Below are 24,608 nucleotides of genomic sequence, written 5' to 3'. Positions count from 1 at the left end.
AATTAAAGATTAAAACAAATTATTCATGAAGAAAAATTATTTATTACTCTTGTCGCTGATAATGGCTGGCATATATGGATCTATGATGATTATCTTAATGCGACTAAGGATAATAAAACATTAAATATGGTTCACTGTAATTGGGGGTGGGATGGCAGAAGAAATGGATATTATTTCTGCAAAGTTTTTAACACCCGTCTTGGTGGCGAAATTCCAGACGATGGAGATAATACTTATATAGAAAGTCTATATGATTTTAGATACGATTTTAAATATGCAATAGTTGCTAATTAAAAATACGAATGGTAAAGTTAATTTATGACATATAATACAATATAGTTATGAAGAATTTCTCACTTATTTCAATAACAACATTAGTTCTTTCTTTATTAACGCTTTTTTCATCTTGTGAAGAAGAAAAGGACTGGGCGCCTGCAATCCCTATAAACTTTCAATCTGACACTCATAAAATAAAAATGAGGAACAAGTATACTCATGATATATATATAGATGCGTCTGCTGATACATTGCGATTCAAATGCAATAGTCCTTTTGACCCTTATATTACCATTTTAGCAGATCCGGACACGACTTTATATTTTGATCAAGTAGTTAGTTCTTCTCTAGGTAATGAAGAGCTTGAGTCATGTTATTTTATGGACATACGCGAGCAGCATATTTTAAGACCTACTATAAAAGTGGATCTAAAAGACAGTATAATATCAATTATAGTTGCAGAGAATACAAGTACAAACCAAAGAGAATTCCACTTGGTTTTTAACCCTAGTGCTGGTCCACCGGCTTTGGGGTATTTAAATATATTCCAAGCAGGTATAAAACCTGAGAACGTTTGAAAGGAAATCTCAAAAGAACGGTGTAAAAAATGCCGTTCTTTTTTATAATGCTTATAATGTCATTTAATATCCTTCCCGATATTTCCCTGCATCCATATCCTCCATCATGCTCAGGTAGGAGGCATATCTTGATGGCGCAAGACGGTGGTCTTCAAGGGCTTTCAGAACGGCGCAGTCGGGCTCATGCGTGTGTGTGCAGTTGTCGAAACGACAGTCGGCACTGATGTGGAATATGTCGCGAAAATAGTGCGCCATCTCCTCGGGTTCCATGTTGAAAGTGCCGAAGCCTTTGATGCCGGGTATGTCGATGACGTCGCCGCCCTCGGGCAGGCTGAACATCTCGCTGTACGTGGTGGTGTGCATACCCGTTTCGTGCTGCTCGCTGATGGCTGCCGTCTTGGCGTGGGCTTCGGGAATGAGGTAGTTGATGATGGTCGATTTGCCCACACCGCTGTTGCCCGCCAGCAGGGAGAGTTTGCCGCGCAGGAAGTCCGACAGTGCTGACATACCCTCGCCGGTAATGGCGGAAGTGTCGAAGCAGGGATAGCCTATGTCGGCATAGATGAAATGGTAATAGTCTTTCTTCTGTCGCTCTTCATCGGAGAGTTCGTCCGTCTTGTTGAAAACAAGTGCTGCCGGCACATTGTATGCCTCGGCTGATGCCAGAAAGCGGTCGATGAACGTGGTGCTCGTCTCGGGGCGAGCCACGGTAACCACCAGCACGGCAACATCCACATTTGCCGCAAGGATATGGCTCTGTTTCGACAGGTTCGATGCCTTGCGTATGATATAGTTTCGGCGCTCATCAATCTCCTTGATGAACGCCGCTTCTGTTCCGTTTTCTATGATACTTACACCATCGCCCACTGCCACGGGGTTCGTGGAGCGTATGCCACGCAGGCGGAAGTTGCCCTTTACCTTGCATTCCACTATACGCCCGTCGTCGGTCCTCACTACGTACCAACTCCCCGTACTTTTAATGACTTGTCCATGCGCCACGCTGACTGTAGGCTTAGAAGATGAGCAGGAACAATAGCGTACCTATTAACGACAGCCAAAGCGGAAGTCCGAACCAATCGAACACAAAAATGCAAATCGTTACGATAATGGCAACCTTGAGTATTTTCAGGAGAGCGTTGAAAAAGATGTATAAATATCTGTTCGTCCTTTGTCCGTACATCTGAATCCTCCTGCTATACTGTCATAATCTCCTTGTTCTTCTTCTCAAGGAGCGCATCAATGGCTTTAATCTTCTTGTCGTGAATTTTCTGCAGATCTGCCTCGCCGTCTTTCTCAAGGTCCTCGCTCAGCCCGTCCTTGATGGCTTTCTTGAGTTTGTCCACACCGTCGCGACGGATATTGCGGATAGCAATCTTAGCCTCTTCGCCTTCCTTGTTACACTGCTTGGTGAGTTGCTTGCGACGCTCCTCGGTGAGTGGCGGTATACCCAGGCGAATGATTTCGCCGTTGTTTTCAGGCATGATGCCCACTTCGGAATCAATGATGGCTTTTTCTATCACCTTGAACATCGACTTGTCGAAAGGCTTGATGGCTATGGTTCGTGCATCAGGCGTCGTTACGCTTGCTGCCACCTGAAGCGGCGACATCTGACCATAATAGTCAATGCGTACACCGTCCAGAATATGAACATTGGCGCGTCCGGCGCGTATCTGCGAAAGTTTCTCGTCCAGATGAAGAACGCTCATCTCCATCTTTTCGTCCAAATCGGACAATAGTTGCTTGACGTCTAACATAATGATGTATTTTCTTTTCAAAGACAAAGGTAAACATAAAAATGTAAACTTTGAAAAAAAACCGTTAAAAAGAAAAAATTGTGCCGCGATTGTTCTTGGAAACTCGAAGAACACGATAGTTTTTAGGGGTGCGCTATAAATCTTTCTACATGCCAAGTTCGCTTGTCAGGAAACTGTAAACATAGCCGGAGGATTGGAAGAAGAGACCCGTCTTTGGGTTATTCAACTTCTCAAAGAGACGTGAGGTATAGACAGCGTCAAAAGCTTTATCCATCGTAAAGCCCTTTTCTTCCATCAGTCGGGAGATAAGGTCTTTTACTATCTCCTCCTTCATGTTTTGAAATTCCGCCTGCGAAACTTTCATACACTTTTCTGTTTTATCAGTTTGTCAATGGCTCTCTGAGTGCAGAATGCATATTGGAAGGTTATTCCTTTAACGTACCGAATGCGTCTCAGAAATTCTTCAAAGGAAATATAACCTTGCTTATAGCGCGTTATCTGTGCACCAATCCGGTCGTTGGCTATCGGACCATACACAATGTCATAATCGTGAAGAGTCCTGCCATTGGGTTCTGTACGATGGTCATAGACAAAGTGTGCCCACTCCTTACTGTATGTCCTAAACTTCTTGACTTTGAAAAACCCCAAAAGTGCTTCATCGAACTCATATACATTAACAACGGGGGGCATTTCGTCAAACACAGCCTTGAACAGAGCCATCTCGTGAGCCTGACGCTCATCTTCAGAGAGATAGAAAGCCCTGCCGAAATCTTTGTTGGGCTTGGATTGTCCTAAGTCTATTTTGGCTATTTCAATGGTTGTGCCATGATAGAGTTTCATAGTCTTCCGCCCCTCCGCTGGCAGTAGTCCCTCAAGGTTTGAATATTCTCTTCAACAGAAAGCGTGTGCATAATATTATAGTGCTTGCTGCATAAAGCCAAAGCACCATACTTTCTGAGATATCTGTATGCTTCAGCCTCCGACACTCTGCTGCGCGCAGCAAATTCAGACACCAACAACACGAGATATTCTATTTTATCCAATATCTGCCTTGACATAAATACTTGCACTTTTAACGTTACGAGTACAAAGGTAGTCATTAAAAAATATTCTTGCAAGGGTTGCCCTGCGAGATCATTTTCCTTTGAGGGGTGTTCTATAAATTAGTTTTTTCTTTTTTAGAACACCCCTGAATATTATTCAATTGCAGAATTACGTCAGTACGCACTTCGCTCGGCAACGACACGGATTGCGGCAATAACTATCAAACGACTGTCTGCTGTCTTGCACCGCAGGCTTCGTGTCTTCGCCGGGCGAAAGCAATGGCATAAATCGTTGGCAAACACCTGTATTTGCGTTAAATCCGCGTCTTTCGCGTTTAAAACTTGACATAGTGTCACTTTCCGGCGTGCTCCGCACCACATTATAACATCGTAATTTCAACCATTTTTCCTGCACTTACACAAACTAAAGTGTTATATTTGCATCAATAAGAAACTATCAAATGCTTTATTATGTACGAACCGTGGAAATGGAAGCGTCATTTGGTTGACGCAAAAATGCAGTGGGGCGAACGGCAGAGCCAGTCGTTCCTCGTCAATTACCTCAGCAAGCAACTCGGCAAATCCACCATGGAAGTCATGATGTTCCTCAGTTTTGCAGAGAGCAACGGCATGCTGCATCGCGATGGCTACGACTACATCATCGACTGAGACAGCCACCCTGCATCATCGCCTATAGCCCGACAAGGCAACGAAAGCGGACAAAAGCATCGTGCTCTCACATTTTGTGTGTATCTTTGCCACATGCTACGTATATTCTTTTCTTTCATTATCTGCTGTGCTTTGGCGCTGAATGCCAAGGCGCAGATGACTTCGCTCGTGTGGCAAGGCAAAGTGCTCGACGAGGGCGACACGATAACCGTAAACGTCGTGGAACGAACCTACGGCGGCTACGTCATCGATGTGTCGGGCAAATCGAACGAAGTAACCAAAGACGGACTGCTCATACGCAACAACACGACGGACATCATTACCATTTCCGCACGGGGGCGTCTATTGGAAGGCACCATGCCGAGCCCCGGACTGACCATCTGCTGCGGAGGAATATGTTCCCTCATAGGGAAGGACGTAGAAAAGAACAATGTGCCCATTTCAGGAAAAACCGACATGCCGGCAGAACTGGATTGCCACACCACGCAAGGCGAATATGGCAACGCACTGACGCTCTTCACCGTGGACAACGGGTTTGAAGTGAACAGTGTTTATATCAATTATGTGTATTCGCCCGTCTCTGCCATACACCGCCCCGCACTGCAAACAGAGCGAATCGGAACATTCAGCCTCGACGGAAAGAGAATCTGCCAACCCCAAAAGGGCTTCTACATTAAAAACGGCAGGAAATACATCGCCAAATAGAGCCAGAATTTATGTCTTATTCCTACACCATAAATCCGAAACATGCGGACAACGAGAGGCTCGAAGCCTTTCTTAAGGCTTTGCCCGATGTGTTCCAGACCACTGGCGAAGTGCTCTATCAGGGGCGCAACGTAGTGAAACGTATCGAAGAAGATGGTATGCCCGTGCTCGTGGTAAAGGCATTTGGCATAAGAAACATTTTCCAAAAGACCGCCTATTCCTTCTTCGAGCACAACAAAGCCCGAAAGGCATACGACAATGCACTCATCCTGCAGCGCGAAGGCTTTCTCACACCCGAGCCATACGCCTTTGCCGAAGAGAAAAGCAAGGGCTGGATCACCGGTTGCTACCTCGCTACGGCAGAGACCCGGCGACAGCCGCTGATGGCATATTTTGAGAAAGCAGACGGAGAACTGCCAGGTCTCATAGCCGAACTCGCTGCATTCTTTGCCAACCTGCATAAGAAAGGTATTCTCCACCACGACCTCAACAGCACTAACATACTGCCGGAAAAGACACCCGACGGCTGGACCTTCGAACTCATCGACAACAACCGCATGGACTATGTCCGCGGCGCAGTGCCCGCCCTGAAGGAGTGCTACGAAAACATGACACGGTTCACGGGCGACATGGAACTCTTCAAAACCTTTGCCGGGGCATACGTGGCATGCAGGGACTTGCCAAAGGAAGAAACCGGGACACTAATTGCCACCAAGCGGCACCACGACAATGCCTACAGCCGCCGGAAGATGATTACCCACCCCATCAGGGCATACCGCAACCACAAAGCAACGAAAAAGGATAAATAGCATACAAAAGCACACGCCATGTACAACGTTCTCTTGCTAACAAGAAAAGACGACCCAAAAACGTCAATCCTTCGGCAAACCACGGAAAGACGCGGCATTTCAGACGATGGAATGTTTCGCTTTTACGTGAATGAAGACATAGAGCCCGACTTCCTCGTAGTGCTTAGCAAGGCATTCAAGGAACCCGTGACGTACAACGTGGCAAGGCAGAACACACTCTTGCTCACAACAGAGCCCGCGTCTGTGCTAAGATATCCGAAAAAATACTGCCGGCAATTTGGTACAGTTTTCACCTGTCAGGAAAACCTCCACACAGGAAACAACATCTACACCCATGCTGTTTTGCCTTGGTTTGTAGGGCTTGGAAAAAACAACGGAAGAAACACTGTCAACCTCGACTTCGATGATTTCAGCCGTCAGGACGCATTACCCAAGAAAAAACTCATCAGTGTAATCACGAGCAACAAAACTTTCACATCAGGTCATAGACGCAGACTGCAATTTGTCAAGCGACTGAAAGAACACTTTGGCGATCAACTCGATCTCTATGGGGCAGGCATACGCAACTTCGACGACAAATACGATGTCCTGGCACCATACAAATATCACATCGCCATCGAGAACAGTTGTGAAAAGTTCTATTGGACAGAAAAGATGGCAGACTGTTTCTTGAGTGACGCCTATCCCATCTATTGCGGCTGCACCAATATCTTCGATTTTTTCCCTGAAGGCAGTCTTTCCACATTCAGCCTCGACGATTTTGAAGGCGCATGCCAACTCATCGAACGTCTTATCAAGGAAGAAGCCTACGAAAACTCACGCGAAGCACGCCGCGAAGCAAAAAATCTCATCCTCGGAAAATACAATCTGGTCAACATGGTTGCTGATCACTTCAGCCAATGCAATGCCGAAGCACCTAAGGAAAAGATTACATTCCAACCGGAAAGGCACTTCTTCAACCTGCACAATTTCTACCAGAAAAATTTCAGCCATGCCATCGGAAAATTGCAGCAAATGCTGAAAACACACTGATAAAATCATGAAAATCATTGCCGTCATAGTAACATATAACCGACTTCCACTCCTCAAGCGCCTACTGAAGGAGATTACTGCTGCAGAAGGGCTCGACAGCATCATCGTAGTAAACAACGGTAGCACAGACGGCACACAGGAGTGGCTCGATACCCAAACCGGCATCCGCGTCATACATCAGGACAACGTGGGCGGATCAGGCGGGTTCTACACCGGTATGCAGCAAGCCTGCGACGACGGCGCCGACTGGATATGGTGCATGGACGACGATGTGTATCCCGAACCCGACTGCCTCGAACAGTTACTCAAACTGGCAAACGACGACAGCATCGGCATACTCTGCCCAAGACGCATTCAGGATGGAAAAGTATTCGTCAATGAATGCAGGAAAATCAACCTTACCAACGCGTTTGCATCTCTCCACGGCAGTCGCCTTGAAGACAACATATCGGAACCTGCCGACATAGAAGGCATGGTGTTCGAAGGACCGCTCATCAGCCGAAAAGTGGTAGAGAAGGCAGGGTTGCCAAACAAAGACCTCTTCATCTTCTACGACGATACAGACTACTCGCTCCGCACAACGATGGCAGGCTTCCGCGTGGTCTATGTGCCACAGGCAAGGATGCAGAAGGAACTTTTCTTCTCCAACGACAGCTGGGAAACAAAGCAGGCAAAGAAAAAGTGGAAACGCAAGTACCACATACGCAATTCCGCATGGTTCAACCACCACTACGGCAAGAACTTCGCAGTGAGACATCTGCGCCCGTTAAACACCCTGCTCGGATACACTGCATCAGCACTATGGCTATGCCTCACATCTAAGCAATATCACCTCAGCGACATACGCCAACTCTTCCGGGCATACAGCGACGGTATCAACGAAAGACTTGGGAAATAATACAGAAAACCAAACATAATCCAACGTAACCGGTAAACAAGAACATGACAAATAAAACATTCGATTATCTCATTGTGGGCAGCGGGCTATTCGGTGCCACCTTCGCCCATCAGGCGACACAGCGCGGCTTTTCATGCCTCGTCATCGACAAGCGAAGCGAACTCGGCGGGAACCTCAGATGCGAACTCGTAGAGGGCATCAACGTACACCAATACGGCGCACACATCTTCCATACGTCCGACAAGGCAGTATGGGACTATGTGAACAGCATCGTGCCTTTCAACCGATACACCAACAGCCCTGTGGCAAACTATAAAGGTCGCCTCTACAACCTGCCGTTCAACATGAACACCTTCTACCAAATGTGGGGAACGGTAACGCCTGATGCTGCCATGCAGAAAATAGAGGAACAGCGCAAAGAAGCCGTGGAAGCCATGAGGAAAGCGGGAGTGGCAGAACCGCGCAACCTCGAAGAACAGGCGCTCACACTCGTAGGCCGCGACATCTATGAAACACTTATCAAAGACTATACCCAAAAGCAGTGGGGAAGGAAGTGCAGCGAACTGCCCGCTTTCATCATAAAGCGTCTGCCCGTGCGCCTGACCTTCGACAACAACTACTTCAACGATGCCTTCCAAGGCATACCCATCGGGGGCTACAACCTCCTCATCAACGGTATGCTGAAAGATGCAGAATGTCTGACGCAGACGGATTTCTTCCAATTCTCGCGTTCGTACGATGAAACAGACGACTGCCATGTGCTGACCGACGGAGAAAAGGAAATACGTTGCAAAAAGATTGTCTTTACAGGAAAGATTGACGAATTCTATAACTACGAATACGGCAAACTCAACTACCGCACTGTGCGCTTCGAACACACCATTCTGAACACGTCAAACCATCAAGGCAATGCCGTGGTGAACTACACCGATGCTGAAACGCCCTACACACGCGTCATAGAGCACAAACACTTCGAATCATTCGGCGACGATGTCTACAAAAACCCGCGCACCGTCATCAGCCGCGAATACAGCACGGAATGGACAGACGGCATGGAGCCGTACTATCCCGTAAACGATGAGACGAACAACCGCATCAGCGAAAAATACAGAGAAAGGGGTGCACAGGAGAAAAACGTCATCTTCGGCGGACGACTCGCAGAATACAAGTACTACGACATGGCACCTATCATACAGAAGGTGCTGCAAATGTGGGAATAGCAGTAAAATCGGAAATTATCACTGATAATCCTTAAGGACCTTAAAGACCCTAAGAACCCTAAAGCATCATGAAGCAGTTTATCCCAATCGGTTATTCTGCTTTTTCTATGAATTCCGCCACCTTTTTCACAATGGTTGTAGGAGCTATCTCCCTGATGCAGTGATAGTCGCCGTACTCACATTTCTTATCGCCGAAAATGGAACAGGGGCGGCAGTCAAGGTCATGTTGTATGGCGTTATCGGGATCCTGTCCGTAGCCATAGAAGCCTGCATAAGGGTGTGTGGCGCCCCAAATGCTTACCACGGGGGTCTGCACGAGCGAGGCAAGGTGCATGTTAGCCGAATCCATCGAAATCATCACGTCGAGTTGGTCGATAACGCGCAATTCGTTCCATACACCACTAAACTGATCGCAAACATAGGTCAACTGGTCGAAATCGTAGTGCTTGCGCAGGCTGTGCATCTCCTTTTCCGTGCCGAACATCATGATTTTACAGTCGGGATACCTATAAACAAGAGCACCTATCACTTCTTTCATCTTTCGAAGCGAATAAATCTTGCCGCGGTGCGCAGCAAAGGGTGCAATGCCAATCCATTTTTCGCCTTCAGGCTTCCTGATGGCGTATGTTCCGGCAGGCAGGTCAAGACGCTCGAAATCTATTTCAAAACGCAAGCCGAGTTTCCTGAACACTTCTGCATAACGCTCAAAATTGCTTTTCAGTTGCCTGAAACCACTCGCGGTATGTCTGACCAAGGCGCGTTTCTCACTCCTACCCTTGTCTATATGCTTTACCTTGCAACCATGAAGGAGGAGCAATTTGCGCAGCACCTTGGTGCGTAGCACGTCATGAAGATCGGCTACTGTGTCAACACCTTTCGAACGCAGTTCAGAAGATAAGCGCCTCAAACCCTTAAAGCCTGAATGCTTGCCGTGTAAGTGAACTGCATGCACATCCACATTATCCGGAAGGTCATAGAATATACCTTCACAGCGCTTAGATGTAACAATCACGAAATTGAGATCGTTATACTTCCTCGCTAAACTGTCTATGACAGGAACAGTCATAGCCACATCGCCAAGGGAAGAAAGTCTCAAAACTGCAATTTTTTTCATTATAGTGTTAGTTATGCAGGATTAGGAGGGATTTTTCTTATAAAGGACTGGATTTGTTGCAGGGTCGTTGTACATCTTCATCTGTTTGTAGAGTTTCATGTACTTTCTTCCGGCTGCAATATCGTCGATGAGCGTGTTCAGCGCTGCAGACAAATCTTTTTGCTGTTCGAGGAGCACAGCGAGTTTGTCTGCGCATTTCTTGCGATGCTCTTCAGAAGCATCTGTGCGCTCTGCCTGTTCGCGCATGTGGTATATCTTCAGCGCCAGGATGCTCAGGCGGTCCACTGCCCAGGCAGGTGTCTCGGTGTTGATCGTGGCATCGGGCTGCACGGCTACGTCCTTGTACGTATCGAGGAAATAACTGTCTATGAGTTCCACAAGGTCTGTGCGGTCCTGATTGCTCTTGTCGATGCGGCGCTTCAGCACGAGCGCATCTGCAGGGTCTATCTGCGGGTCGCGGATTAAGTCTTCAAAATGCCATTGCACGGTGTCAATCCAGCACTTCTGATAGAGGTGGAACTCTATGGTCAGAGGTGCGTAGGGATTATTTATGGGGGTGTCCACGTTGTCCGTCACGTGGTAGTCCCTGATGGCTTGCTCAAAGATGGGTTGTGCCTTTTCGGTAAATGTCATGTCTCGTTCTGCTTTTATTTGTATTGAGATTGCAAAGTAATGAAAAAATAGTGGATTGGGCAAAAATAATAAACCCGAGTCGGTCTAATGACCGATTTTGGATTACTCTTTCATGATGTGGAGGTCGCGCTGCGGGAATGGAATAACCACCTTGTTGGCATTGAGGGTCTTGTAGATGGTTTCGCGCACTTTGTACATAAACTGCACTTTTTCCGAAACAATAATCCAGAATGCAACGTAGAGGTCCACGCTGCTCTCTCCGAAGTCCTTGAAGAGTACGGAGAAGCCCTTTTCCTGATCCACCACCCAGCGGCCGAACTTGTCTTTGTAGTTCAAAGGGGTAAGTTCATCAACAAGCATCTTGCGCACCTCGTCGATGTTCGTGCCGTATGCCACACCGATGGGTATCTTCACCAGTTCATAGGAATGGTTGCGCGTGAGGTTCTTGAAGTTCTTGCTGAAGAGCGAACTGTTCAGGATGGCCATTACAGCACCGTCGAGAGTGGTAATCTGTGTGCTTTGGTAGGTAATGCTTTCCACTTTGCCCTGTATGCCGTCGCACTCTATGTAGTCGCCCACGCGGATGCGCCCTGCCATCAGCGACACGCCATAGAAGAAATTGTTGATGGTGTCCTTCATGGCGAAACCTATACCAGTGGCAAGACCTGCCGTAACGATGCTGATGCCCGACTTAGGTATCTTCAGCAGGATGATGGCAGCAATGATGTAGATGCCCCAGACGATGATGCTCGTCACATTGTTGATGAGCATCAGGTTAATCTGGTTGCGGCGAATCAGTTTGCCACCGTTCTGCTTGATTGCCACGCTCGTCTTGTAGTGCTTGATGAGCGACTTGCAGAGATAGTTGATGTATCTGAACAGGAAGAATGCTGCCACTACCACCACAATCTTGAAGAGCGATAGCGAAATCACGTCGGGTATGTTGAGGAATTCGTAGAAGAAAATCACGAAGCAAGTATCGCTCAGGTCGAACACGTCGCTCGAAAGGAAAATACAGTAGAGCACACTGTAAACACCCACGACAGGCACGATGACCATGCGGATGAAGTCGAAGAGCCACGTAACGGTGATAATCTTGCTGTTGAGTGCCACGGTGAGTGCCTTATGCTTCGCGCGGAACTTGCGGAGGCGTTTCTTGAGGTATTTGTCGCGGTACATGCCCAGAAGGTCGAAGAAGCAGGTAACCGCCTGTATGGCTGTCAACTGGAAGAGCCACCATATCAGCACCTGTACCGACAGTAGCACATATCCCATCCATGACATGACGCACGACACACCCATCACTGCCAGCGAAATCCAGGTATAGAAGATATCGCTCTTGGGGATATTGTCGTTATGACGGGTAATAGCCCACCACTGCCACAACGTGAATATCACAAGAAGCGGCGGGAAGATGAGCGTTACGATGTAGTTAGGTATGAACACGATACGGAACACGATGACCACAAGTCCCATGATGAGTATAGGCATGTAGATGCTGAAACCGCTCTTGATCTGGTCGCCGCTCAGGCGGATGAGCAACGAGAGACTCACGAAAAGCAACAGCCAGGCGTATTCCACGAGCAGTTCGGTAGCCAACTTCAGGAAGTCGTGGTACATAAACGTCCGCGCTATCATGATGGACAGAATGAAGAAAAACACACTGGCAGCAATGATGATAGATGCCTTGCGCAGTTGCAGGTTTTCCGTCTTGAGTCTTTTCACTTTACGGAAGAGGAAGCGCACCACGAGGTTGGCAAGCAGCACGGACAGCACCAGATAGAACACGATGAAGAAGACGAAGCCGAACACTATCGGTCCGCGCCACTCGGTGTGCGTGCCGCGATAGTCCTTGTCGTCGTATTTGTCTGTGGCATCCTGATGCGCCCGCTTCACATGGCGGGGCATGTTAGCGATAGTGGTGAAATACGAACTTTCTCCATTGATGAAGATGTTCTGCTGTATCTCATGGTAGCGTTTCTGGGCGTAGTCGTGCAGTTTCTTGAGTTGCTCGGTAATCCGCTTATAGTGCTCATCATCGCGCGAGGTTTCCTCCTTCATCTTCGAGATGTTTTCGCGCAACTTTGTGGCATAGTCCAGACATTCCTGCCTGTTCTTCTGCGACTCCGCATCGAGTTGTATAGGGGTTCTCTTTTGCTCCTTTGCAAGTTCCGGTGGACCTTGACGCAGCGAGTCGTTCGCTGCAGGTTTCTGGTTAGTGGCTTGTACAAGCGACGGCGGAAGAAGTTGCAGCATCTTGATGAGGTTGTCGTAGCGCTCCACTTCGATGTTCAGCCGCTGCATTATCCTGTCGTAAGGGCGGCGTTTTCTCGTAAACTCACGATAGAGCGAAGTGGCTTCACCGCAGGCGAAAGTGAGGTCGAACGTATAGTCGGGTTTCTGGCTGTAGAGCATGAGCGACACTTGCGCCGAACGCTCCATCAGGCTCACCATCTCCTTGTGCTGCGCTTCGCGGTTGGTCTGGATGCGCTTCATCAGGACCTGCTGGTCGTCCCATGCCTTCCTCAGTTCCACACGAAGCACTTTCAGCGTGGTGCTGAGATCGCGTTCCTTGAGCACTGCGGTCGAGGGCAGTACAATGCAAATTGCAAACAGTGTTATCAGTAGTCTTTTCATGCTTTTTCTAATCTTCTTTTTTCTGTGAGCAAAATTACTGCTTTTTTCAGAAATGTAAAAGCACTTTCGCCAACTTGTCTGCACGCCCATAAATAAAGGGTTGAGAGTGGGAGATGAGATTTGAAAGTTGAGAGTTACTCAGAGTATTCTGAATTTTCAGAGTATTCAGATTATTCCGATTCTTCCGAATCCTCCGAAAAAAAACGGACTTCCAGATTTGCGCAAGGCAACTTGGAAGTCCGCTGTCATTGTTCCGAGACTACTCGGCGTTTTGTTTTTACAGGCTGTCGCCGAAGTCCTCGCGGAACTTCTTGACGAGTTTTTCCTGCCAGTCGCCGATGGGCGCCAGACGGCCGAAGAAGAAGCGCAGCACGGCGGGTTCTTCCACAAACTTCAGACCACCGATGATTTCACGGTTGTCCCATACCCACTTCACGCGGTCTGCCACATACTTGAGTTGTGAAAGTGTGAACACACGGCGTGGACAGGCGAGACGCAACAGTTCGAGTTCTGCATAGCGTTCGCTGCCATCGGGCTCACGCTGTTCGGAGATGGTACCACGTTCCATACCGCGGATACCGCCTGCGATGTACATGGCTGCACCGAGTGCTCCGGCAGGATATTCGCCATGAGACATGTTGGGGAAGAATTCCGATGCATTGAGGTGCACACCAAGACCACCGGCGGGCAACACTACCGGCACGCCATATTCGTGGAGTTCCTTTGCGAGGTATTCGATGAAGATCGGACCCTGGTTGATGATTTCTTCGTCCATCGTTTCATAGAGACCTACTGCGATGGCTTCCATCGAGCGCACTTCCATACCGCCATAGGTGAGGAAGCCTTCAAAAAGGGGCACATACTCCATCATCTTGCGGATGAGTTCATTATCGTTCGAACAGATGCAACCGCCGCGGGCGAAACCGAGTTTGCGTGCAGAGAAGTAAGTGATGTCCATTGCAGCGCAAAGTTCATGTGTGATGTCGAGAATCGACTTGTTCTTGTAGGCTTCTTCGCGAACCTTGATGAAGTAGAGGTTGTCCTGCAGGAGCGATGCGTCCATCACGGTCATAATGCCGGCTTCCTTACAGATGCGTGCCACTTCGAGCATGTTCGCCATCGAAACGGGCTGACCACCGATGAGATTGGTACCGGTTTCTATACGCAGGAAAGCAATCTTTTCCGTACCCAGTTCGGCAATCGTCTTCTTCAGTTCGTCGATATCGAAGTCGCCCTTGAAAGGATCGTCAGTCACGGGGTCAAGACCCTTGGCTGCCACGAGTTCAATCATGCTGCCACCCACGCGGGTGATGTGTGCCTTTGTCGTGGTGAAGTGGAAGTTGGTCAGTACCACCTGTCCGGGCTTCACGAATGCTTCTGCCAGAATATTCTCGCAGGCACGTCCTTGATGAGCCGGAAGGAAGTGTTCGAGGCCCATGGTGTCCTTGATGGCTTTCTTGAGGCGGTTGCACGTTTCAGAACCGGCGTATGAGTCGTCAGCCTGGAACATGGCAGCCTGCTGGTTGTCCGACATGGCATTTACACCGGAGTCGGTCAGCATGTCTATGAAGATATCTTTGTTCTGCAACAGGAAGGTGTTGTTTCCTGCTTCATTCATTTTCTTGAGACGTTCCTCAACCGTTGGAAGGAAGAGTTTCTGTACGATGCGAACTTTGTGCATTTCGAGAGGAACCTGATGCTCCTGGCGATAGAATTTTACTGTTGACATGTGGAAGTGAAAAAATATGTAATGATTAAAAATTTATTTCGTTATGAGTTTGCAAATATAATCAAATCTTTTGGAATGACCTAATTTATGAAAGTTTGGCATGGCATTATCTGTAAATTGTGATGTTTTACATCAAAAAAACTAACTTTTTTTCAAAAATAATCATTTCGCCGCCTCCTCCGCTATGCGATGCCCGTCATCGCATTCAAAAATACAAGAAAAACTTTTTGGGGGCGGAGGAGATTTAGAGGTGGCGGAGGCTTTTCTTTTATCTTCTTTTTACTTTTTCTTTTATTTTCTTTTTCTTTTATTTCTTTCTTTTCTTTTGGTTCTTTTCTTTTCTGTCTTTTTTTCTCTTTCTTTTTTTTCGTTTTCATTTTTCTTCTTTTTCTTTTTTCAAATCTGAAAAAATTATCTTTGTAAGCGAATATAAACAAACTCAATTCTGTCATTAGGATGAAGATAGAAGTAAACCCGGAAGAAACAAGTCGTGCAGAGGCTTTTAAGATGTGGATGACATCGCCAATGCCTATGGTTACATTGGTAAAGACAATAGACGTCAGTCGCTTGCTAAAGGTGAGTCGGAAAAGGCAAATTAAGTTCAATGTGCTCTTGTGCTGGTGCATTGGCAAGACTGCCTGTCGAATAGAAGAATTCTACTATCTGCCCACGAACGGAAAACTCTACAAATACGAACAATTAGGCATCAACGTCATCGTAAAAAACTCCAAAGGCGGTATCACTCTGTGCGACATACCCTTCTGCGATGACATCAGCGCGTTTAACAGCGACTACTTAAGGCTGACCGATGAAGCAGCAAGGACCTGCATAAGCACATCGATAGAAGATCGCATGATCATAGGCACATCTGCATTACCCCAGTTGGAACTCGACTGTATTGTCAATCAATATTCCGGCATATACAACAATCCCTTTCTTGCATGGGGCAAATACCGCAAGAGGCTGTTCAGGACCACCCTGCCCATTTCGTTTCAGTTTCATCATGCGCAGATGGACGGTGAGCAAGCCTGTGCTTTCCTGAAAAACCTGCAGGAAGAGATTGACTCTGTTACATTATAATTCAGCGTAATAAGTTTTACAGACCTCCATACGAAAAAACAAAGAAATCCCTGACTTTCTTGTGAAATCCGGGACTTTCCTTGGAAAACTCAACTTTTCTTGAGAAAACTATGGGGGCTATGGCATGTTCTTCAGACCTTGGCTGTTGTGGCATTTCTCAGTCCTTTTGCACTGCGGAGATAGGCTTTTGCGCTGCCGAAATTGAGGTGCATGTCGAGCATCACGGGCACATGGTTGGCATCGTCGGTGATGTAGAAGCGTATGATTTCTTTTTCCTTGCCTTTTTCCTTCTCCACGTAGGAGAACACGAGGCAGCGGTAGCGGTCGTTACTGTTTTCCATCTTTATGACTTGCTTGCCGTGATAGACGAGGTCGCGCCATTCGCAATGCTTTCCTTCAGCCATGAGGAAGGGTATGCGCTGCCCTTTCTTGTAAGTGCCGGCATTGAACGACCTTGCACGCATCATCATCGACACCATGTCGAAAGCGCAGTACTTGCTCGAAGCCGACTTGTTTTCTGCGGGTTTCCCGTTCTTGCTGAAGCGCATCTTGACGTTGCACTTTCCTGAAGGATAACTGTACCACACGTCGTCGCAGCTATAGTCCTTGCCTTCGCGTGCGCGCTTGCGGTAATACTTCGGCACGAGGTCGGTACCCATAAAGGCAGTAAGCGTGTCGCGCATCACGAAATACTTGTCCGCCTTGCCTGCCGTGCGTGTGATGAGCGATGCGCAATAGGCAGGCTGACCGCCGTATGTGGATTGCTTTATGGACAAGTTGGCTGTACCCACATTCACCCAGACGAATTTCCAGTTGAAATAGAGGTCGTAGCCCAGCACTTCACCACTCTTGAAGGCTGTATTTGTCGATGAGCACTGTGCTGCCACATCAGATGGCAAAAGCACTATTGCTGTCAGCAACATGGCGAATATGGCAGAGAAACTTCTTTTCATGATGTTGTTATCTTGGATTTTACTCTTGTTTGACAGAGAAAATCCGAAAACGTTTAACAGTTTTCGGATTTTGTCAGAATAGTCGGAATAATCGGAGTAATCAGAGTGTTCTGAATAATCTGAATGCTCGAATGCCTTCAGATATGCTTATCAACATATTCGTCGACATCAGCAAACAGGAACACATTGCCGAAGATACCGATACCTACCTTCTTCTTTTCTCCCTTCCATTTGAGTGTGGTCAGAGAGAAGAACACATAGTTTTCCCTTCCTATTTCCTCATCGACACCAACGTCTGCCACTTTGCCAATGACGGCACCAGTTACTTCGCGTACCACACCGTCGATGGTCTCGCCCACCTTTCCGGTGCTGATGTCTGTTCCTATCACTCCGCTTACCACTTTGTCCGTAATACCTTCGGTCTTCTTTTCGGCTATTTTGTCTGCCTGTGTCTTCAGGATTTGCCTTACGGTTTCGCGGTGGTCATAGAGAGAGGGATTGGTCACTGCTGCAATGATAAACACTGCTGCCACGATGATGGTGATGATTACTTTCTTCATGATTCAGGCTTTTTATGTCATGTCATTTGACATTATCCTGCCCCTTAGGTTTAATCACCTTTCCCTTTATGTTAAAGAACAGCCCTGCCATGAAGGCTATGATGGTGAGCGCCAGAGCGATGTAAGCCACTGTGTCGGTCTTTGCTATGGAAGCGGGTTTGAATTCGAGGTGCAACTTATGCTGTCCGGGTGTTACCTTCAGTGCTCTCAGAACATAGTTGACACGCCCTATTTCAACGGGCTGTCCGTCGAGCGTGGCTGTCCATCCCGGATAGTAGATTTCTGAGAGCACCACTACTCCACCCTTCGCGCTGCAGATGGTATAGTCGAGTTCGTTAGGCTCGTACTTGTCGAGTTTCACCGTACCGGAGTCGAGCGGTGTACCGTCGAGTTGCGCCTTGAATGATTCGTCTGCCACGGCGATGTGCTTCGTGTCGAGTTTGCTGAGTGCTGACAATTCAGCATCGGCATCTTTCACGAACTGCAGTTTGTTGACAAACCAACCGTTGCCGTTGGCGTATGGGTTCTTCACCTTCATCTGCGCCGTACCGGTGGAGTCTGCCACAACGGCATACTTCATGTTGAGCATATTGAGCACGGGGAAGAGGCTGTCGATGTTTACGGCATCGAGGTGGTCGCCGAGTTGCTTCGCCGCATTGTCGAATGTGGCGAGTTCATTGCCGATGTAGCGGTCGATGAGTTCCTGATAGCGCTGCATCTTCGCAGGGCTATAGCCACCGATATTTTTGAACCAATAACTGGCTTGATTGTTGTTGAACGTATTGCTCAATCCTCTACTAACGTCGGCAACACGATAGTTCGATTGGTCTGCGAGTATTTCATCGTATGCAGCAGGCTTTTGTGTGGTTTCGTCTTCCACCATCATTGGATCACTGAAAGATTCATCGTTGAGGTATTTTTTGTCCACCATCCAAAGGTCTGCAAGGCATAATAGCGCAAGCGCTCCACACATCATCCAATGTTTTATCCAACCGCGTGAATAGATATATACCACTGCTGCTCCAAGCAACACAAGGAAAAGCGATCGTCCTGCCGATTTTGCAAGCAAACTATGGTGTATGCTGGACAGGGCAGCCGAGAAAGAAGTGGACTCAATGATTCCTGCATTTGAGAGTTGACCAATGATATCCTTCTGTGTGCTGTTGATACAATCGCCATAAACGCCTGGTGCCACATACAACAATAAGCAGATACCAACTGTCACTGCGATGGCTATATACATGCCAAATGGTTTGCGCCTGAGCAAGTCGGGCTCCTTGATGAAACGTGCCAACGCCAGGATACCGAGCAAAGGCATTGTGAATTCGGCTATGACGAGTGCCGAACTTACTGCGCGGAACTTATTATAGAGCGGCAGGTTGTCGATGAAGAACTGCGTGAGTGCCATGGAATTCTTTCCCCATGCGAAGAAGAACGAAATGATCGTTGCTGCAAGGAGTGCCCACTTCATCGGTCCGCGCACATAGAATATGCCGAGAATGAAGAGCAGGCACACGATGGCACCGACATAGACCGGTCCCGACGTGCCTGGCTGTTCTCCCCAGTAACTTGGGAGGAACGCACTGGCTGCCTGCGGACCAGCTGCTTGCTGTATGCTCTGCAGACCTCCCATAAAGTTCATGTTCTCTTGAGCTTCAGGCACTTTGTCGAGGATACTCTCTGCCGAACTGCCACCAGAAACTTCAGGAATGAGAAGTGTGAGCGACTCGTTTATACCATAACTCCACTGTGTGATGTACTCGGTGGAGAGTCCGCTGCGTGTCGTTTCGGTAGTTTTTTCAGCCGCCTTTGCATCAGTCTTTGCATCCGCTTTTTCCGGTGCTGCCTGTTTGAGTTCCGATCCACCGCGCATGGAATGTTTCTGATACTCATACGTGTGATAGAGGTTCGACACATTCGCCAACACACCTATCATACCTGCAACAATGATTATTCCCGTAGCCTTCAGCCATGATTTTGGCGAAAGAATCATCCCATAATCGTCAGTTGCATCCTTCTTTGGCAGGAATGCCGCGATGCCGTATGCCACTACTATTGCCAGCATGACGAAAATGAAATAGTAGGACATCTGCACGTGGTTCGAGGTTACTTGCAATGCCGTGAAGAGCGCTGTAACTGCCCCACCCCAGAGGTATTTTCCTCTATAGCACAGAATGAGTCCACCTATCGTAGGCGGTATGAAGCAAAGTGCAAGCACCTTCCAGATGTGCCCTGCAAGGATGATAATCATGAAGTAGGACGAAAACGCCCAAAGGATTGAGCCCAATGCTGCAAGATAGGGCTTGAAATTGAATGCACGCAACAGGATGTAGAATCCGAGCAAAAAGAGGAACGTGTAACTCAGCACGCCCGTTGTGCCCAACTGGTATATTTTCTGTATCGTCCCGAGTGCAGATGTTGAATCGTAAGACGGTGCTATCTGATACGTTGGCATACCGCCGAAGACACTGTTTGTCCATCGTGTTATTTCTCCTGTACGCTCATGATACTCCGCGTGTTCATGCGCCATTCCGACGCCTCCAGTGTGGTCATCGCCACCAAGAACAAGGCCTTGGCTTATCGGCGTCATGAAATAGGCGAAACTGATGACGAGAAATAGCACTACACAGAGTGCATCAGGCCATGACTGCCTGAGCAATCCTAACCAACCACCCTCAACTGGGCGAGATGTTACTTTGTTCATTATGATTTCTGTTGTTATGTTTCTTTTTAATTACTTCTCCGCTTTTCGTAATCAATAGCGATAGTGTTCTGCCTTGTACGGTCCTTCCACAGGTACACCGATGTAGTCGGCTTGTTCTTGAGTGAGTTTTGTAAGGTGAACACCGATGCGTTCCAGATGCAAGCGTGCCACTTCTTCGTCGAGTTCTTTAGGCAGGCGATACACTCCCACTTCATATTGTTTCTTCCAAAGCGCCATCTGTGCGAGGGTCTGGTTGGTGAAGGAGTTTGACATGACGAACGAGGGATGTCCCGTAGCGCAACCAAGGTTCACGAGTCTGCCGTCTGCCAAGAGGGTGATGCGGTGTCCGTCGGGGAAGAGGTATGAATCTACCTGTGGTTTCACGTTAGTGGCTTTGATGCCAGGCAGGTTCTTGAGGGCTTCCACCTGTATTTCGCTGTCGAAGTGCCCGATGTTGCACACGATGGCTTGGTCGGGCATCACTTTCATGTGTTCGGTGGTGATGACATCGATGTTACCCGTAGTAGTTACGAAGATATTGCCAAGGGGTGCTGCTTCTTCCATGGTAAGCACTTCATAGCCTTCCATGGCAGCCTGAAGTGCGCAGATGGGGTCGATTTCTGTTACGATGACGCGGGCACCGTATGAACGCATGGACTGTGCGCAGCCTTTTCCCACTTCGCCATAGCCTGCTACAACACATGTCTTGCCTGCTATCATCACGTCGGTGGCGCGTTTGATGCCGTCGGCGAGGCTCTCGCGGCAGCCGTAGAGGTTATCGAACTTCGACTTGGTTACGGAGTCGTTCACGTTGAATGCCGGGAAGAGCAATTCTCCGCGCTCCATCATCTGGTAGAGACGGTGCACACCCGTGGTTGTTTCTTCGCTCACGCCGCGTATGCTGGCTGCGAGCGTGCTGAAGAAGTCGGGGCGTTCGGCGAGGACTGCCTTGATGATATTCTTGAGTTCTTCCTCGTCGCCACTGCCGCTTGGCGTGTCGAGCACGGCGGGGTCTTTTTCTGCCTGCACCCCGAGGTGAATCATCAGTGTGGCATCGCCACCATCGTCCACAATCAGGTTGGGCATACCCTTTTCGCCGAAATTCAGCGCCTGGAGCGTACACCACCAATAGTCTGCAAGGCTCTCGCCTTTCCAAGCATACACGCCTACGCCCGTCTGGGCTATGGCTGCTGCTGCATGATCCTGAGTGGAATAGATGTTGCATGAACACCAGCGCACCTCTGCGCCGAGGGCTACGAGAGTCTCTATGAGCACAGCCGTCTGAATCGTCATGTGGAGCGAGCCCATCACACGCGCACCTGCAAGCGGTTTTTCAGCACCATACTTCTCGCGCAGCGCCATCAGACCTGGCATTTCGTGTTCTGCAATTTCTATTTCCTTACGTCCAAAGTCGCAAAGTGTCATGTCAGCCACCTTATAAGGCAGCGCAGAAAAAAGTTGTTCTTTCATTTTTATAGTTTGTTTTTATTTGTTTCTGTTTCAGGTGTTTACGCGCACCTTCGCACCGCTTCAGCCCTATAGAATAATTTATAAACATATAGGACCTGCAAAATTAGCAATTTTCCCTTGAATGGGTGCACCAGATTGGGAATTTATATAGAATTGAGAGTTCAATCGTAGATTCAAGTAGCAAGTGCAATATTAGTCTAAAAGTTTGTAAAATTCGTTTTTTGGGTTATTAAAGTTGAGTTTTTTTCTTGGTCTGCTGTTAATTTGCTTTTGTACTTCCATAAGATATTTGTCTGTGTATTGTTCTAAATTCGTTCCCTTAGGTATATATTGTCTGACGAGTTTGTTGTAGTTTTCTACACCTCCCTTTTCCCATGAGCTATAAGGGTGTGCAAAAAAGATTTTCGTGGAGAGTTTCTTTGCCAATTGACTATGCCTGGCGAACTCTGTTCCATTATCTGTAGTAATAGTGAGTACTTGTTTCTTGTAAGGAATCAACATTCTGTATACTGCTTCTTCCACGCCTTTTGCCTCTTTTCCATCAGGCAGCCTTTTGACCATCCCATATCCAGTACGTCTCTCGTAGAGTGTAACTAGCGCTCCTTTCCCATCCTTACCGACTATGGTGTCCATTTCCCAATCTCCGAAACGCGTGCCGTCTGCCTCTTCCGGCCTAAGGTCTATACTCACGCGGTCTTTTATGGGAATCCGTTTTCCCTTGTCTGTCTTCCGTCGCTTCTTCATTGCGTGACGGCAGAGTTTCCAAAGCATCCCTCCGCACTTCCTGTCGGTTCTGATGAATGCGTATATTGTTTCATGGGAGACGCATTCGCGCCCTTGTCTCTTTATATACCCGCATATCTGTTCGGGCGACCATTTCTTTTGCAGCAGACTTATGACTTCCCGCTTAAGGGCGTGTGTGAATCTTCGCGGTTTCTGAAGACGCGTCTTGCGGCGGTCTGCTTCGCGCTGTGCCTTTTCTGCATTATAAACCTTGGCACCGCCATTTCGATGGATTTCCCTGTAAAGGGTGCTTTCGTTCACCTCTATGAGGGCGGCGATCATCTTTTTGGTCAATCCTTGCTTTAATCCGTTCTGGATTGTGTACCTTTGCTGCGAGGTTAGCTGTTTATATTTCATATGCAACACAAAAGTAGTTAATCTCAGGGAGATGAAAATCTCCCTTTTGCTTTTATGTTGCTACTTGATGTCTCTGACTTACCTTTCAATCAGTGAATCCCACAGGACGAGTCTTGCACTTCTTATTTGAATTTAAGAATGCATAACGTCCTGAGCAAAACAAAGGTTTTATCCTTGCTTGTGTTGTTACGTCCGCCTCAGACTGCTTTAGCTGGAATTACCGAACTCACGTTAATACAGGAAGCCGAAGGCCCAAAGAGGAATTTTCCTCATTGAGGCAGACTCTATGTCGTCTGCTGCCACAAAGGAAAGATTATTTCCTGCCAGTTGGCTAAAGCCTTTATCGGCTCCACCAACCTCTATCACCGTATTACCATCAATACAGAAGTCGCCTTTCTTATAGCCTGCATATTCCACGGTATGCCCAGCCGATACCAACTGGTTGGCAAAAAAGGCCTCGCGAACGGTGCCAATCTCAGGTCTTTGTGGGCATAGTGCATAGAGCAGATTTGAGTTGTCCAGATAGATTTTATCGGGCTTCTGAAGGTCTGTTACACGTTTTAAGTCCGTGAAAAGCCGGTGAATGAGACATGCCTCCTCCATGTGCGTCAGGTATTTCAGCGTAGAGGGGCGTGATATGCCTGTGGCTTTCGACAGTTTGGCTATATCTACCTCGTAGGGCGTCATTTGCGAAATGACTTGTAACAAGGCCTTCAGACTACGGGTATTACCTACTTCTATGTTACGATGTTTAGTCAGTTCTACGTCAATGATGTAGTTAACGACATCTTCTATATGACGATAATACGCTCTTTTGTTTTCGAAATAAAAGGGATAGTAACCATATTGCAGATAACGGCCGAAATGCTCTAACGGATGGCATAAGGAACGGACGTGCGAACAAAACATATTGGGGGATTCCAACAGGGTGCCTAAAGTAACGGCTTCAATGTCTATTCCCTTGTCGAATTTAAGGAATTCGCGGAACGAAAGACCTGGCATATCATAGCGCAACATGCGCCGAGACAAGTCTGCCTGCCCATCGTTAATCTGTATGAGCGACGAACCACTGAGCACTATATGCAACTTGGGATAGAGGTCATAAATTTCCTTGATTTCACGACTCCACCCTTCGTATTTATGCACTTCGTCGAGGAAGAGCCACTGACCACCTCGCTTGACAAACTTATCTGCCAAATCAACAATGGTGTGAGTAGCAAAATAGCCAGTATCTGCAGAACAATAAAGCACATGACGGTCATCGGGTTCAAAGTTCTTCTTGATGTATTGTAACAGAAGAGTGGACTTACCAACTCCTTTAGGCCCCTTAACAATAACGAGACGTGAATCCCAATGGATGAGGTGCATGAAGTCTCTGACGTAACCCATTGGTACTTCAGAGAGGTAGATGTCGTGGCGTTCGAATAACTTTTCCATATTCTTTTATACTTAAATTCACAGGATGTGCAAAAGGCAATTTACACTTATCCATGAAATGTGTAAAAGGCGATTTACAATTCACGTACAGATATGTAAAACGTGATTTACACTTTCTGGGTGCAAATTTAGGGTAGAACTTTGACTCTGCAAACAAAACAGGGAAT

Annotated in this window: 26 protein-coding genes; 9 read left to right on the top strand and 17 right to left on the bottom strand. The window is 47.6% G+C overall.

Annotated features, from left to right (window positions below; translation table 11 throughout):
- Nucleotides 1–18 precede the first annotated feature (18 nt).
- Both C7Y71_RS12230 and C7Y71_RS08285 read left to right on the top strand, forming a co-directional pair.
- Nucleotides 19–294, top strand: coding sequence for a C10 family peptidase (locus C7Y71_RS12230; RefSeq protein ID WP_111899230.1), 276 nt, complete (start codon nt 19–21; stop codon nt 292–294).
- Between the two features lie 47 nt (nt 295–341).
- Nucleotides 342–854, top strand: a complete 513-nt coding sequence (locus C7Y71_RS08285; protein WP_111899231.1) for a hypothetical protein — start codon at nt 342–344, stop codon at nt 852–854.
- 63 nt (nt 855–917) lie between these two features.
- Here C7Y71_RS08285 and rsgA read toward each other — a convergent pair whose 3' ends face one another.
- The 6 genes from rsgA to C7Y71_RS08260 all read right to left on the bottom strand — a co-directional run bounded on the left by rsgA (nt 918) and on the right by C7Y71_RS08260 (nt 3,666).
- Complete coding sequence (gene rsgA, locus C7Y71_RS08280) at nt 918–1,853, bottom strand: ribosome small subunit-dependent GTPase A (RefSeq protein WP_111899232.1); 936 nt, start codon at nt 1,851–1,853, stop codon at nt 918–920.
- Nucleotides 1,854–1,866: 13 nt separating this feature from the next.
- Complete coding sequence (locus tag C7Y71_RS11860; RefSeq protein ID WP_193215883.1) at nt 1,867–2,034, bottom strand: hypothetical protein; 168 nt, start codon at nt 2,032–2,034, stop codon at nt 1,867–1,869.
- 13 nt (nt 2,035–2,047) lie between these two features.
- The gene (gene frr / locus C7Y71_RS08275) at nt 2,048–2,608 is read right to left on the bottom strand and encodes a ribosome recycling factor (RefSeq protein ID WP_111899233.1); all 561 of its coding nucleotides are present in this window, start codon (nt 2,606–2,608) and stop codon (nt 2,048–2,050) included.
- A 145-nt stretch (nt 2,609–2,753) separates the two neighbouring features.
- On the bottom strand, nt 2,754–2,972 hold the full coding sequence (locus tag C7Y71_RS08270) for a hypothetical protein (RefSeq protein WP_226943421.1): 219 nt from the start codon (nt 2,970–2,972) through the stop codon (nt 2,754–2,756).
- Nucleotides 2,969–3,448, bottom strand: a complete 480-nt coding sequence (locus C7Y71_RS08265; RefSeq protein ID WP_111899234.1) for a DUF3990 domain-containing protein — start codon at nt 3,446–3,448, stop codon at nt 2,969–2,971. Before C7Y71_RS08265 ends, C7Y71_RS08270 begins: the two co-directional genes overlap by 4 nt.
- Nucleotides 3,445–3,666: a DUF3791 domain-containing protein gene (locus tag C7Y71_RS08260; protein WP_193215882.1), complete on the bottom strand. Its 222-nt coding sequence runs from the start codon at nt 3,664–3,666 to the stop codon at nt 3,445–3,447. Before C7Y71_RS08260 ends, C7Y71_RS08265 begins: the two co-directional genes overlap by 4 nt.
- 456 nt (nt 3,667–4,122) lie before the next feature.
- Here C7Y71_RS08260 and C7Y71_RS08255 point away from each other — a divergent pair, with 456 nt between their 5' ends.
- The 6 genes from C7Y71_RS08255 to glf all read left to right on the top strand — a co-directional run bounded on the left by C7Y71_RS08255 (nt 4,123) and on the right by glf (nt 8,984).
- Complete coding sequence (locus C7Y71_RS08255) at nt 4,123–4,320, top strand: hypothetical protein (protein ID WP_111899236.1); 198 nt, start codon at nt 4,123–4,125, stop codon at nt 4,318–4,320.
- Between the two features lie 93 nt (nt 4,321–4,413).
- The gene (locus C7Y71_RS08250) at nt 4,414–5,025 is read left to right on the top strand and encodes a hypothetical protein (RefSeq protein ID WP_111899237.1); all 612 of its coding nucleotides are present in this window, start codon (nt 4,414–4,416) and stop codon (nt 5,023–5,025) included.
- Between the two features lie 11 nt (nt 5,026–5,036).
- Nucleotides 5,037–5,834: a lipopolysaccharide kinase InaA family protein gene (locus tag C7Y71_RS08245; RefSeq protein WP_111899238.1), complete on the top strand. Its 798-nt coding sequence runs from the start codon at nt 5,037–5,039 to the stop codon at nt 5,832–5,834.
- Between the two features lie 18 nt (nt 5,835–5,852).
- The gene (locus C7Y71_RS08240; RefSeq protein WP_111899239.1) at nt 5,853–6,866 is read left to right on the top strand and encodes a glycosyltransferase family 10 domain-containing protein; all 1,014 of its coding nucleotides are present in this window, start codon (nt 5,853–5,855) and stop codon (nt 6,864–6,866) included.
- 7 nt (nt 6,867–6,873) lie between these two features.
- On the top strand, nt 6,874–7,764 hold the full coding sequence (locus C7Y71_RS08235; RefSeq protein ID WP_111899240.1) for a glycosyltransferase: 891 nt from the start codon (nt 6,874–6,876) through the stop codon (nt 7,762–7,764).
- Between the two features lie 44 nt (nt 7,765–7,808).
- Nucleotides 7,809–8,984 (top strand): UDP-galactopyranose mutase, encoded by a 1,176-nt coding sequence (gene glf, locus C7Y71_RS08230; protein WP_111899241.1) that lies wholly within the window; start codon nt 7,809–7,811, stop codon nt 8,982–8,984.
- Nucleotides 8,985–9,075: 91 nt separating this feature from the next.
- Here glf and C7Y71_RS08225 read toward each other — a convergent pair whose 3' ends face one another.
- From C7Y71_RS08225 to C7Y71_RS08205, 5 genes are all read right to left on the bottom strand, one after another.
- Nucleotides 9,076–10,098: a glycosyltransferase family 9 protein gene (locus C7Y71_RS08225; RefSeq protein WP_111899242.1), complete on the bottom strand. Its 1,023-nt coding sequence runs from the start codon at nt 10,096–10,098 to the stop codon at nt 9,076–9,078.
- Between the two features lie 21 nt (nt 10,099–10,119).
- Complete coding sequence (locus tag C7Y71_RS08220) at nt 10,120–10,731, bottom strand: DUF4254 domain-containing protein (RefSeq protein WP_111899243.1); 612 nt, start codon at nt 10,729–10,731, stop codon at nt 10,120–10,122.
- A gap of 102 nt (nt 10,732–10,833) precedes the next feature.
- Nucleotides 10,834–13,368 carry a mechanosensitive ion channel family protein gene (locus C7Y71_RS08215; RefSeq protein ID WP_111899253.1) on the bottom strand — a complete coding sequence of 845 codons (2,535 nt, stop codon included), beginning with the start codon at nt 13,366–13,368 and terminating at the stop codon, nt 10,834–10,836.
- 277 nt (nt 13,369–13,645) lie between these two features.
- Nucleotides 13,646–15,097 carry a tryptophanase gene (locus C7Y71_RS08210; RefSeq protein WP_111899244.1) on the bottom strand — a complete coding sequence of 484 codons (1,452 nt, stop codon included), beginning with the start codon at nt 15,095–15,097 and terminating at the stop codon, nt 13,646–13,648.
- A 182-nt stretch (nt 15,098–15,279) separates the two neighbouring features.
- Complete coding sequence (locus tag C7Y71_RS08205; RefSeq protein WP_146739487.1) at nt 15,280–15,474, bottom strand: hypothetical protein; 195 nt, start codon at nt 15,472–15,474, stop codon at nt 15,280–15,282.
- A gap of 79 nt (nt 15,475–15,553) precedes the next feature.
- Between C7Y71_RS08205 and C7Y71_RS08200 the strand changes: the two genes are divergently transcribed.
- Nucleotides 15,554–16,177 (top strand): CatA-like O-acetyltransferase, family 2, encoded by a 624-nt coding sequence (locus C7Y71_RS08200; RefSeq protein WP_111899246.1) that lies wholly within the window; start codon nt 15,554–15,556, stop codon nt 16,175–16,177.
- 131 nt (nt 16,178–16,308) lie between these two features.
- On the opposite strand, the gene C7Y71_RS08195 is transcribed toward C7Y71_RS08200, so the two are convergent.
- The 6 genes from C7Y71_RS08195 to C7Y71_RS08170 form a co-directional block, all read right to left on the bottom strand.
- The gene (locus C7Y71_RS08195) at nt 16,309–17,130 is read right to left on the bottom strand and encodes a DUF3108 domain-containing protein (RefSeq protein WP_111899247.1); all 822 of its coding nucleotides are present in this window, start codon (nt 17,128–17,130) and stop codon (nt 16,309–16,311) included.
- 137 nt (nt 17,131–17,267) lie between these two features.
- The gene (locus C7Y71_RS08190) at nt 17,268–17,690 is read right to left on the bottom strand and encodes a DUF4359 domain-containing protein (RefSeq protein ID WP_111899248.1); all 423 of its coding nucleotides are present in this window, start codon (nt 17,688–17,690) and stop codon (nt 17,268–17,270) included.
- 22 nt (nt 17,691–17,712) lie between these two features.
- Nucleotides 17,713–20,394, bottom strand: coding sequence for a YfhO family protein (locus tag C7Y71_RS08185; protein ID WP_111899249.1), 2,682 nt, complete (start codon nt 20,392–20,394; stop codon nt 17,713–17,715).
- A 51-nt stretch (nt 20,395–20,445) separates the two neighbouring features.
- Nucleotides 20,446–21,864 (bottom strand): adenosylhomocysteinase, encoded by a 1,419-nt coding sequence (gene ahcY, locus C7Y71_RS08180; protein WP_111899250.1) that lies wholly within the window; start codon nt 21,862–21,864, stop codon nt 20,446–20,448.
- Between the two features lie 192 nt (nt 21,865–22,056).
- Complete coding sequence (locus C7Y71_RS08175) at nt 22,057–23,004, bottom strand: IS30 family transposase (RefSeq protein ID WP_151908877.1); 948 nt, start codon at nt 23,002–23,004, stop codon at nt 22,057–22,059.
- A 231-nt stretch (nt 23,005–23,235) separates the two neighbouring features.
- Nucleotides 23,236–24,441: an ATP-binding protein gene (locus tag C7Y71_RS08170; RefSeq protein WP_111898077.1), complete on the bottom strand. Its 1,206-nt coding sequence runs from the start codon at nt 24,439–24,441 to the stop codon at nt 23,236–23,238.
- Nucleotides 24,442–24,608 lie beyond the last annotated feature (167 nt).

It is taken from the genome of Pseudoprevotella muciniphila, from assembly GCF_003265305.2.
Classification (GTDB): Bacteria; Bacteroidota; Bacteroidia; order Bacteroidales; family Bacteroidaceae; genus Alloprevotella; species Alloprevotella muciniphila.
This window is presented reverse-complemented; position numbering and strand designations above follow the sequence as displayed.

What these genes read in the sequence shown, in the direction of transcription:
- C7Y71_RS08240 (WP_111899239.1), top strand. Translation starts at nt 5,853, where the DNA reads ATGTACAACGTTCTCTTGCTAACAAGAAAAGACGACCCAAAAACGTCA.
- C7Y71_RS08250 (WP_111899237.1), top strand. Translation starts at nt 4,414, where the DNA reads ATGCTACGTATATTCTTTTCTTTCATTATCTGCTGTGCTTTGGCGCTG.
- C7Y71_RS11860 (WP_193215883.1), bottom strand. Translation starts at nt 2,034, where the DNA reads ATGTACGGACAAAGGACGAACAGATATTTATACATCTTTTTCAACGCT.
- C7Y71_RS08195 (WP_111899247.1), bottom strand. Translation starts at nt 17,130, where the DNA reads ATGAAAAGAAGTTTCTCTGCCATATTCGCCATGTTGCTGACAGCAATA.
- C7Y71_RS08235 (WP_111899240.1), top strand. Translation starts at nt 6,874, where the DNA reads ATGAAAATCATTGCCGTCATAGTAACATATAACCGACTTCCACTCCTC.
- C7Y71_RS08170 (WP_111898077.1), bottom strand. Translation starts at nt 24,441, where the DNA reads ATGGAAAAGTTATTCGAACGCCACGACATCTACCTCTCTGAAGTACCA.
- ahcY (WP_111899250.1), bottom strand. Translation starts at nt 21,864, where the DNA reads ATGAAAGAACAACTTTTTTCTGCGCTGCCTTATAAGGTGGCTGACATG.
- C7Y71_RS08265 (WP_111899234.1), bottom strand. Translation starts at nt 3,448, where the DNA reads ATGAAACTCTATCATGGCACAACCATTGAAATAGCCAAAATAGACTTA.
- C7Y71_RS08175 (WP_151908877.1), bottom strand. Translation starts at nt 23,004, where the DNA reads ATGAAATATAAACAGCTAACCTCGCAGCAAAGGTACACAATCCAGAAC.
- C7Y71_RS08255 (WP_111899236.1), top strand. Translation starts at nt 4,123, where the DNA reads ATGTACGAACCGTGGAAATGGAAGCGTCATTTGGTTGACGCAAAAATG.
- C7Y71_RS08245 (WP_111899238.1), top strand. Translation starts at nt 5,037, where the DNA reads ATGTCTTATTCCTACACCATAAATCCGAAACATGCGGACAACGAGAGG.
- C7Y71_RS08220 (WP_111899243.1), bottom strand. Translation starts at nt 10,731, where the DNA reads ATGACATTTACCGAAAAGGCACAACCCATCTTTGAGCAAGCCATCAGG.
- C7Y71_RS08215 (WP_111899253.1), bottom strand. Translation starts at nt 13,368, where the DNA reads ATGAAAAGACTACTGATAACACTGTTTGCAATTTGCATTGTACTGCCC.
- C7Y71_RS08205 (WP_146739487.1), bottom strand. Translation starts at nt 15,474, where the DNA reads ATGAAAACGAAAAAAAAGAAAGAGAAAAAAAGACAGAAAAGAAAAGAA.
- C7Y71_RS08225 (WP_111899242.1), bottom strand. Translation starts at nt 10,098, where the DNA reads ATGAAAAAAATTGCAGTTTTGAGACTTTCTTCCCTTGGCGATGTGGCT.
- frr (WP_111899233.1), bottom strand. Translation starts at nt 2,608, where the DNA reads ATGTTAGACGTCAAGCAACTATTGTCCGATTTGGACGAAAAGATGGAG.
- C7Y71_RS08200 (WP_111899246.1), top strand. Translation starts at nt 15,554, where the DNA reads ATGAAGATAGAAGTAAACCCGGAAGAAACAAGTCGTGCAGAGGCTTTT.
- C7Y71_RS08270 (WP_226943421.1), bottom strand. Translation starts at nt 2,972, where the DNA reads ATGAAAGTTTCGCAGGCGGAATTTCAAAACATGAAGGAGGAGATAGTA.
- C7Y71_RS08210 (WP_111899244.1), bottom strand. Translation starts at nt 15,097, where the DNA reads ATGTCAACAGTAAAATTCTATCGCCAGGAGCATCAGGTTCCTCTCGAA.
- C7Y71_RS08285 (WP_111899231.1), top strand. Translation starts at nt 342, where the DNA reads ATGAAGAATTTCTCACTTATTTCAATAACAACATTAGTTCTTTCTTTA.
- C7Y71_RS08185 (WP_111899249.1), bottom strand. Translation starts at nt 20,394, where the DNA reads ATGAACAAAGTAACATCTCGCCCAGTTGAGGGTGGTTGGTTAGGATTG.
- C7Y71_RS08190 (WP_111899248.1), bottom strand. Translation starts at nt 17,690, where the DNA reads ATGAAGAAAGTAATCATCACCATCATCGTGGCAGCAGTGTTTATCATT.
- glf (WP_111899241.1), top strand. Translation starts at nt 7,809, where the DNA reads ATGACAAATAAAACATTCGATTATCTCATTGTGGGCAGCGGGCTATTC.
- C7Y71_RS08260 (WP_193215882.1), bottom strand. Translation starts at nt 3,666, where the DNA reads ATGTCAAGGCAGATATTGGATAAAATAGAATATCTCGTGTTGTTGGTG.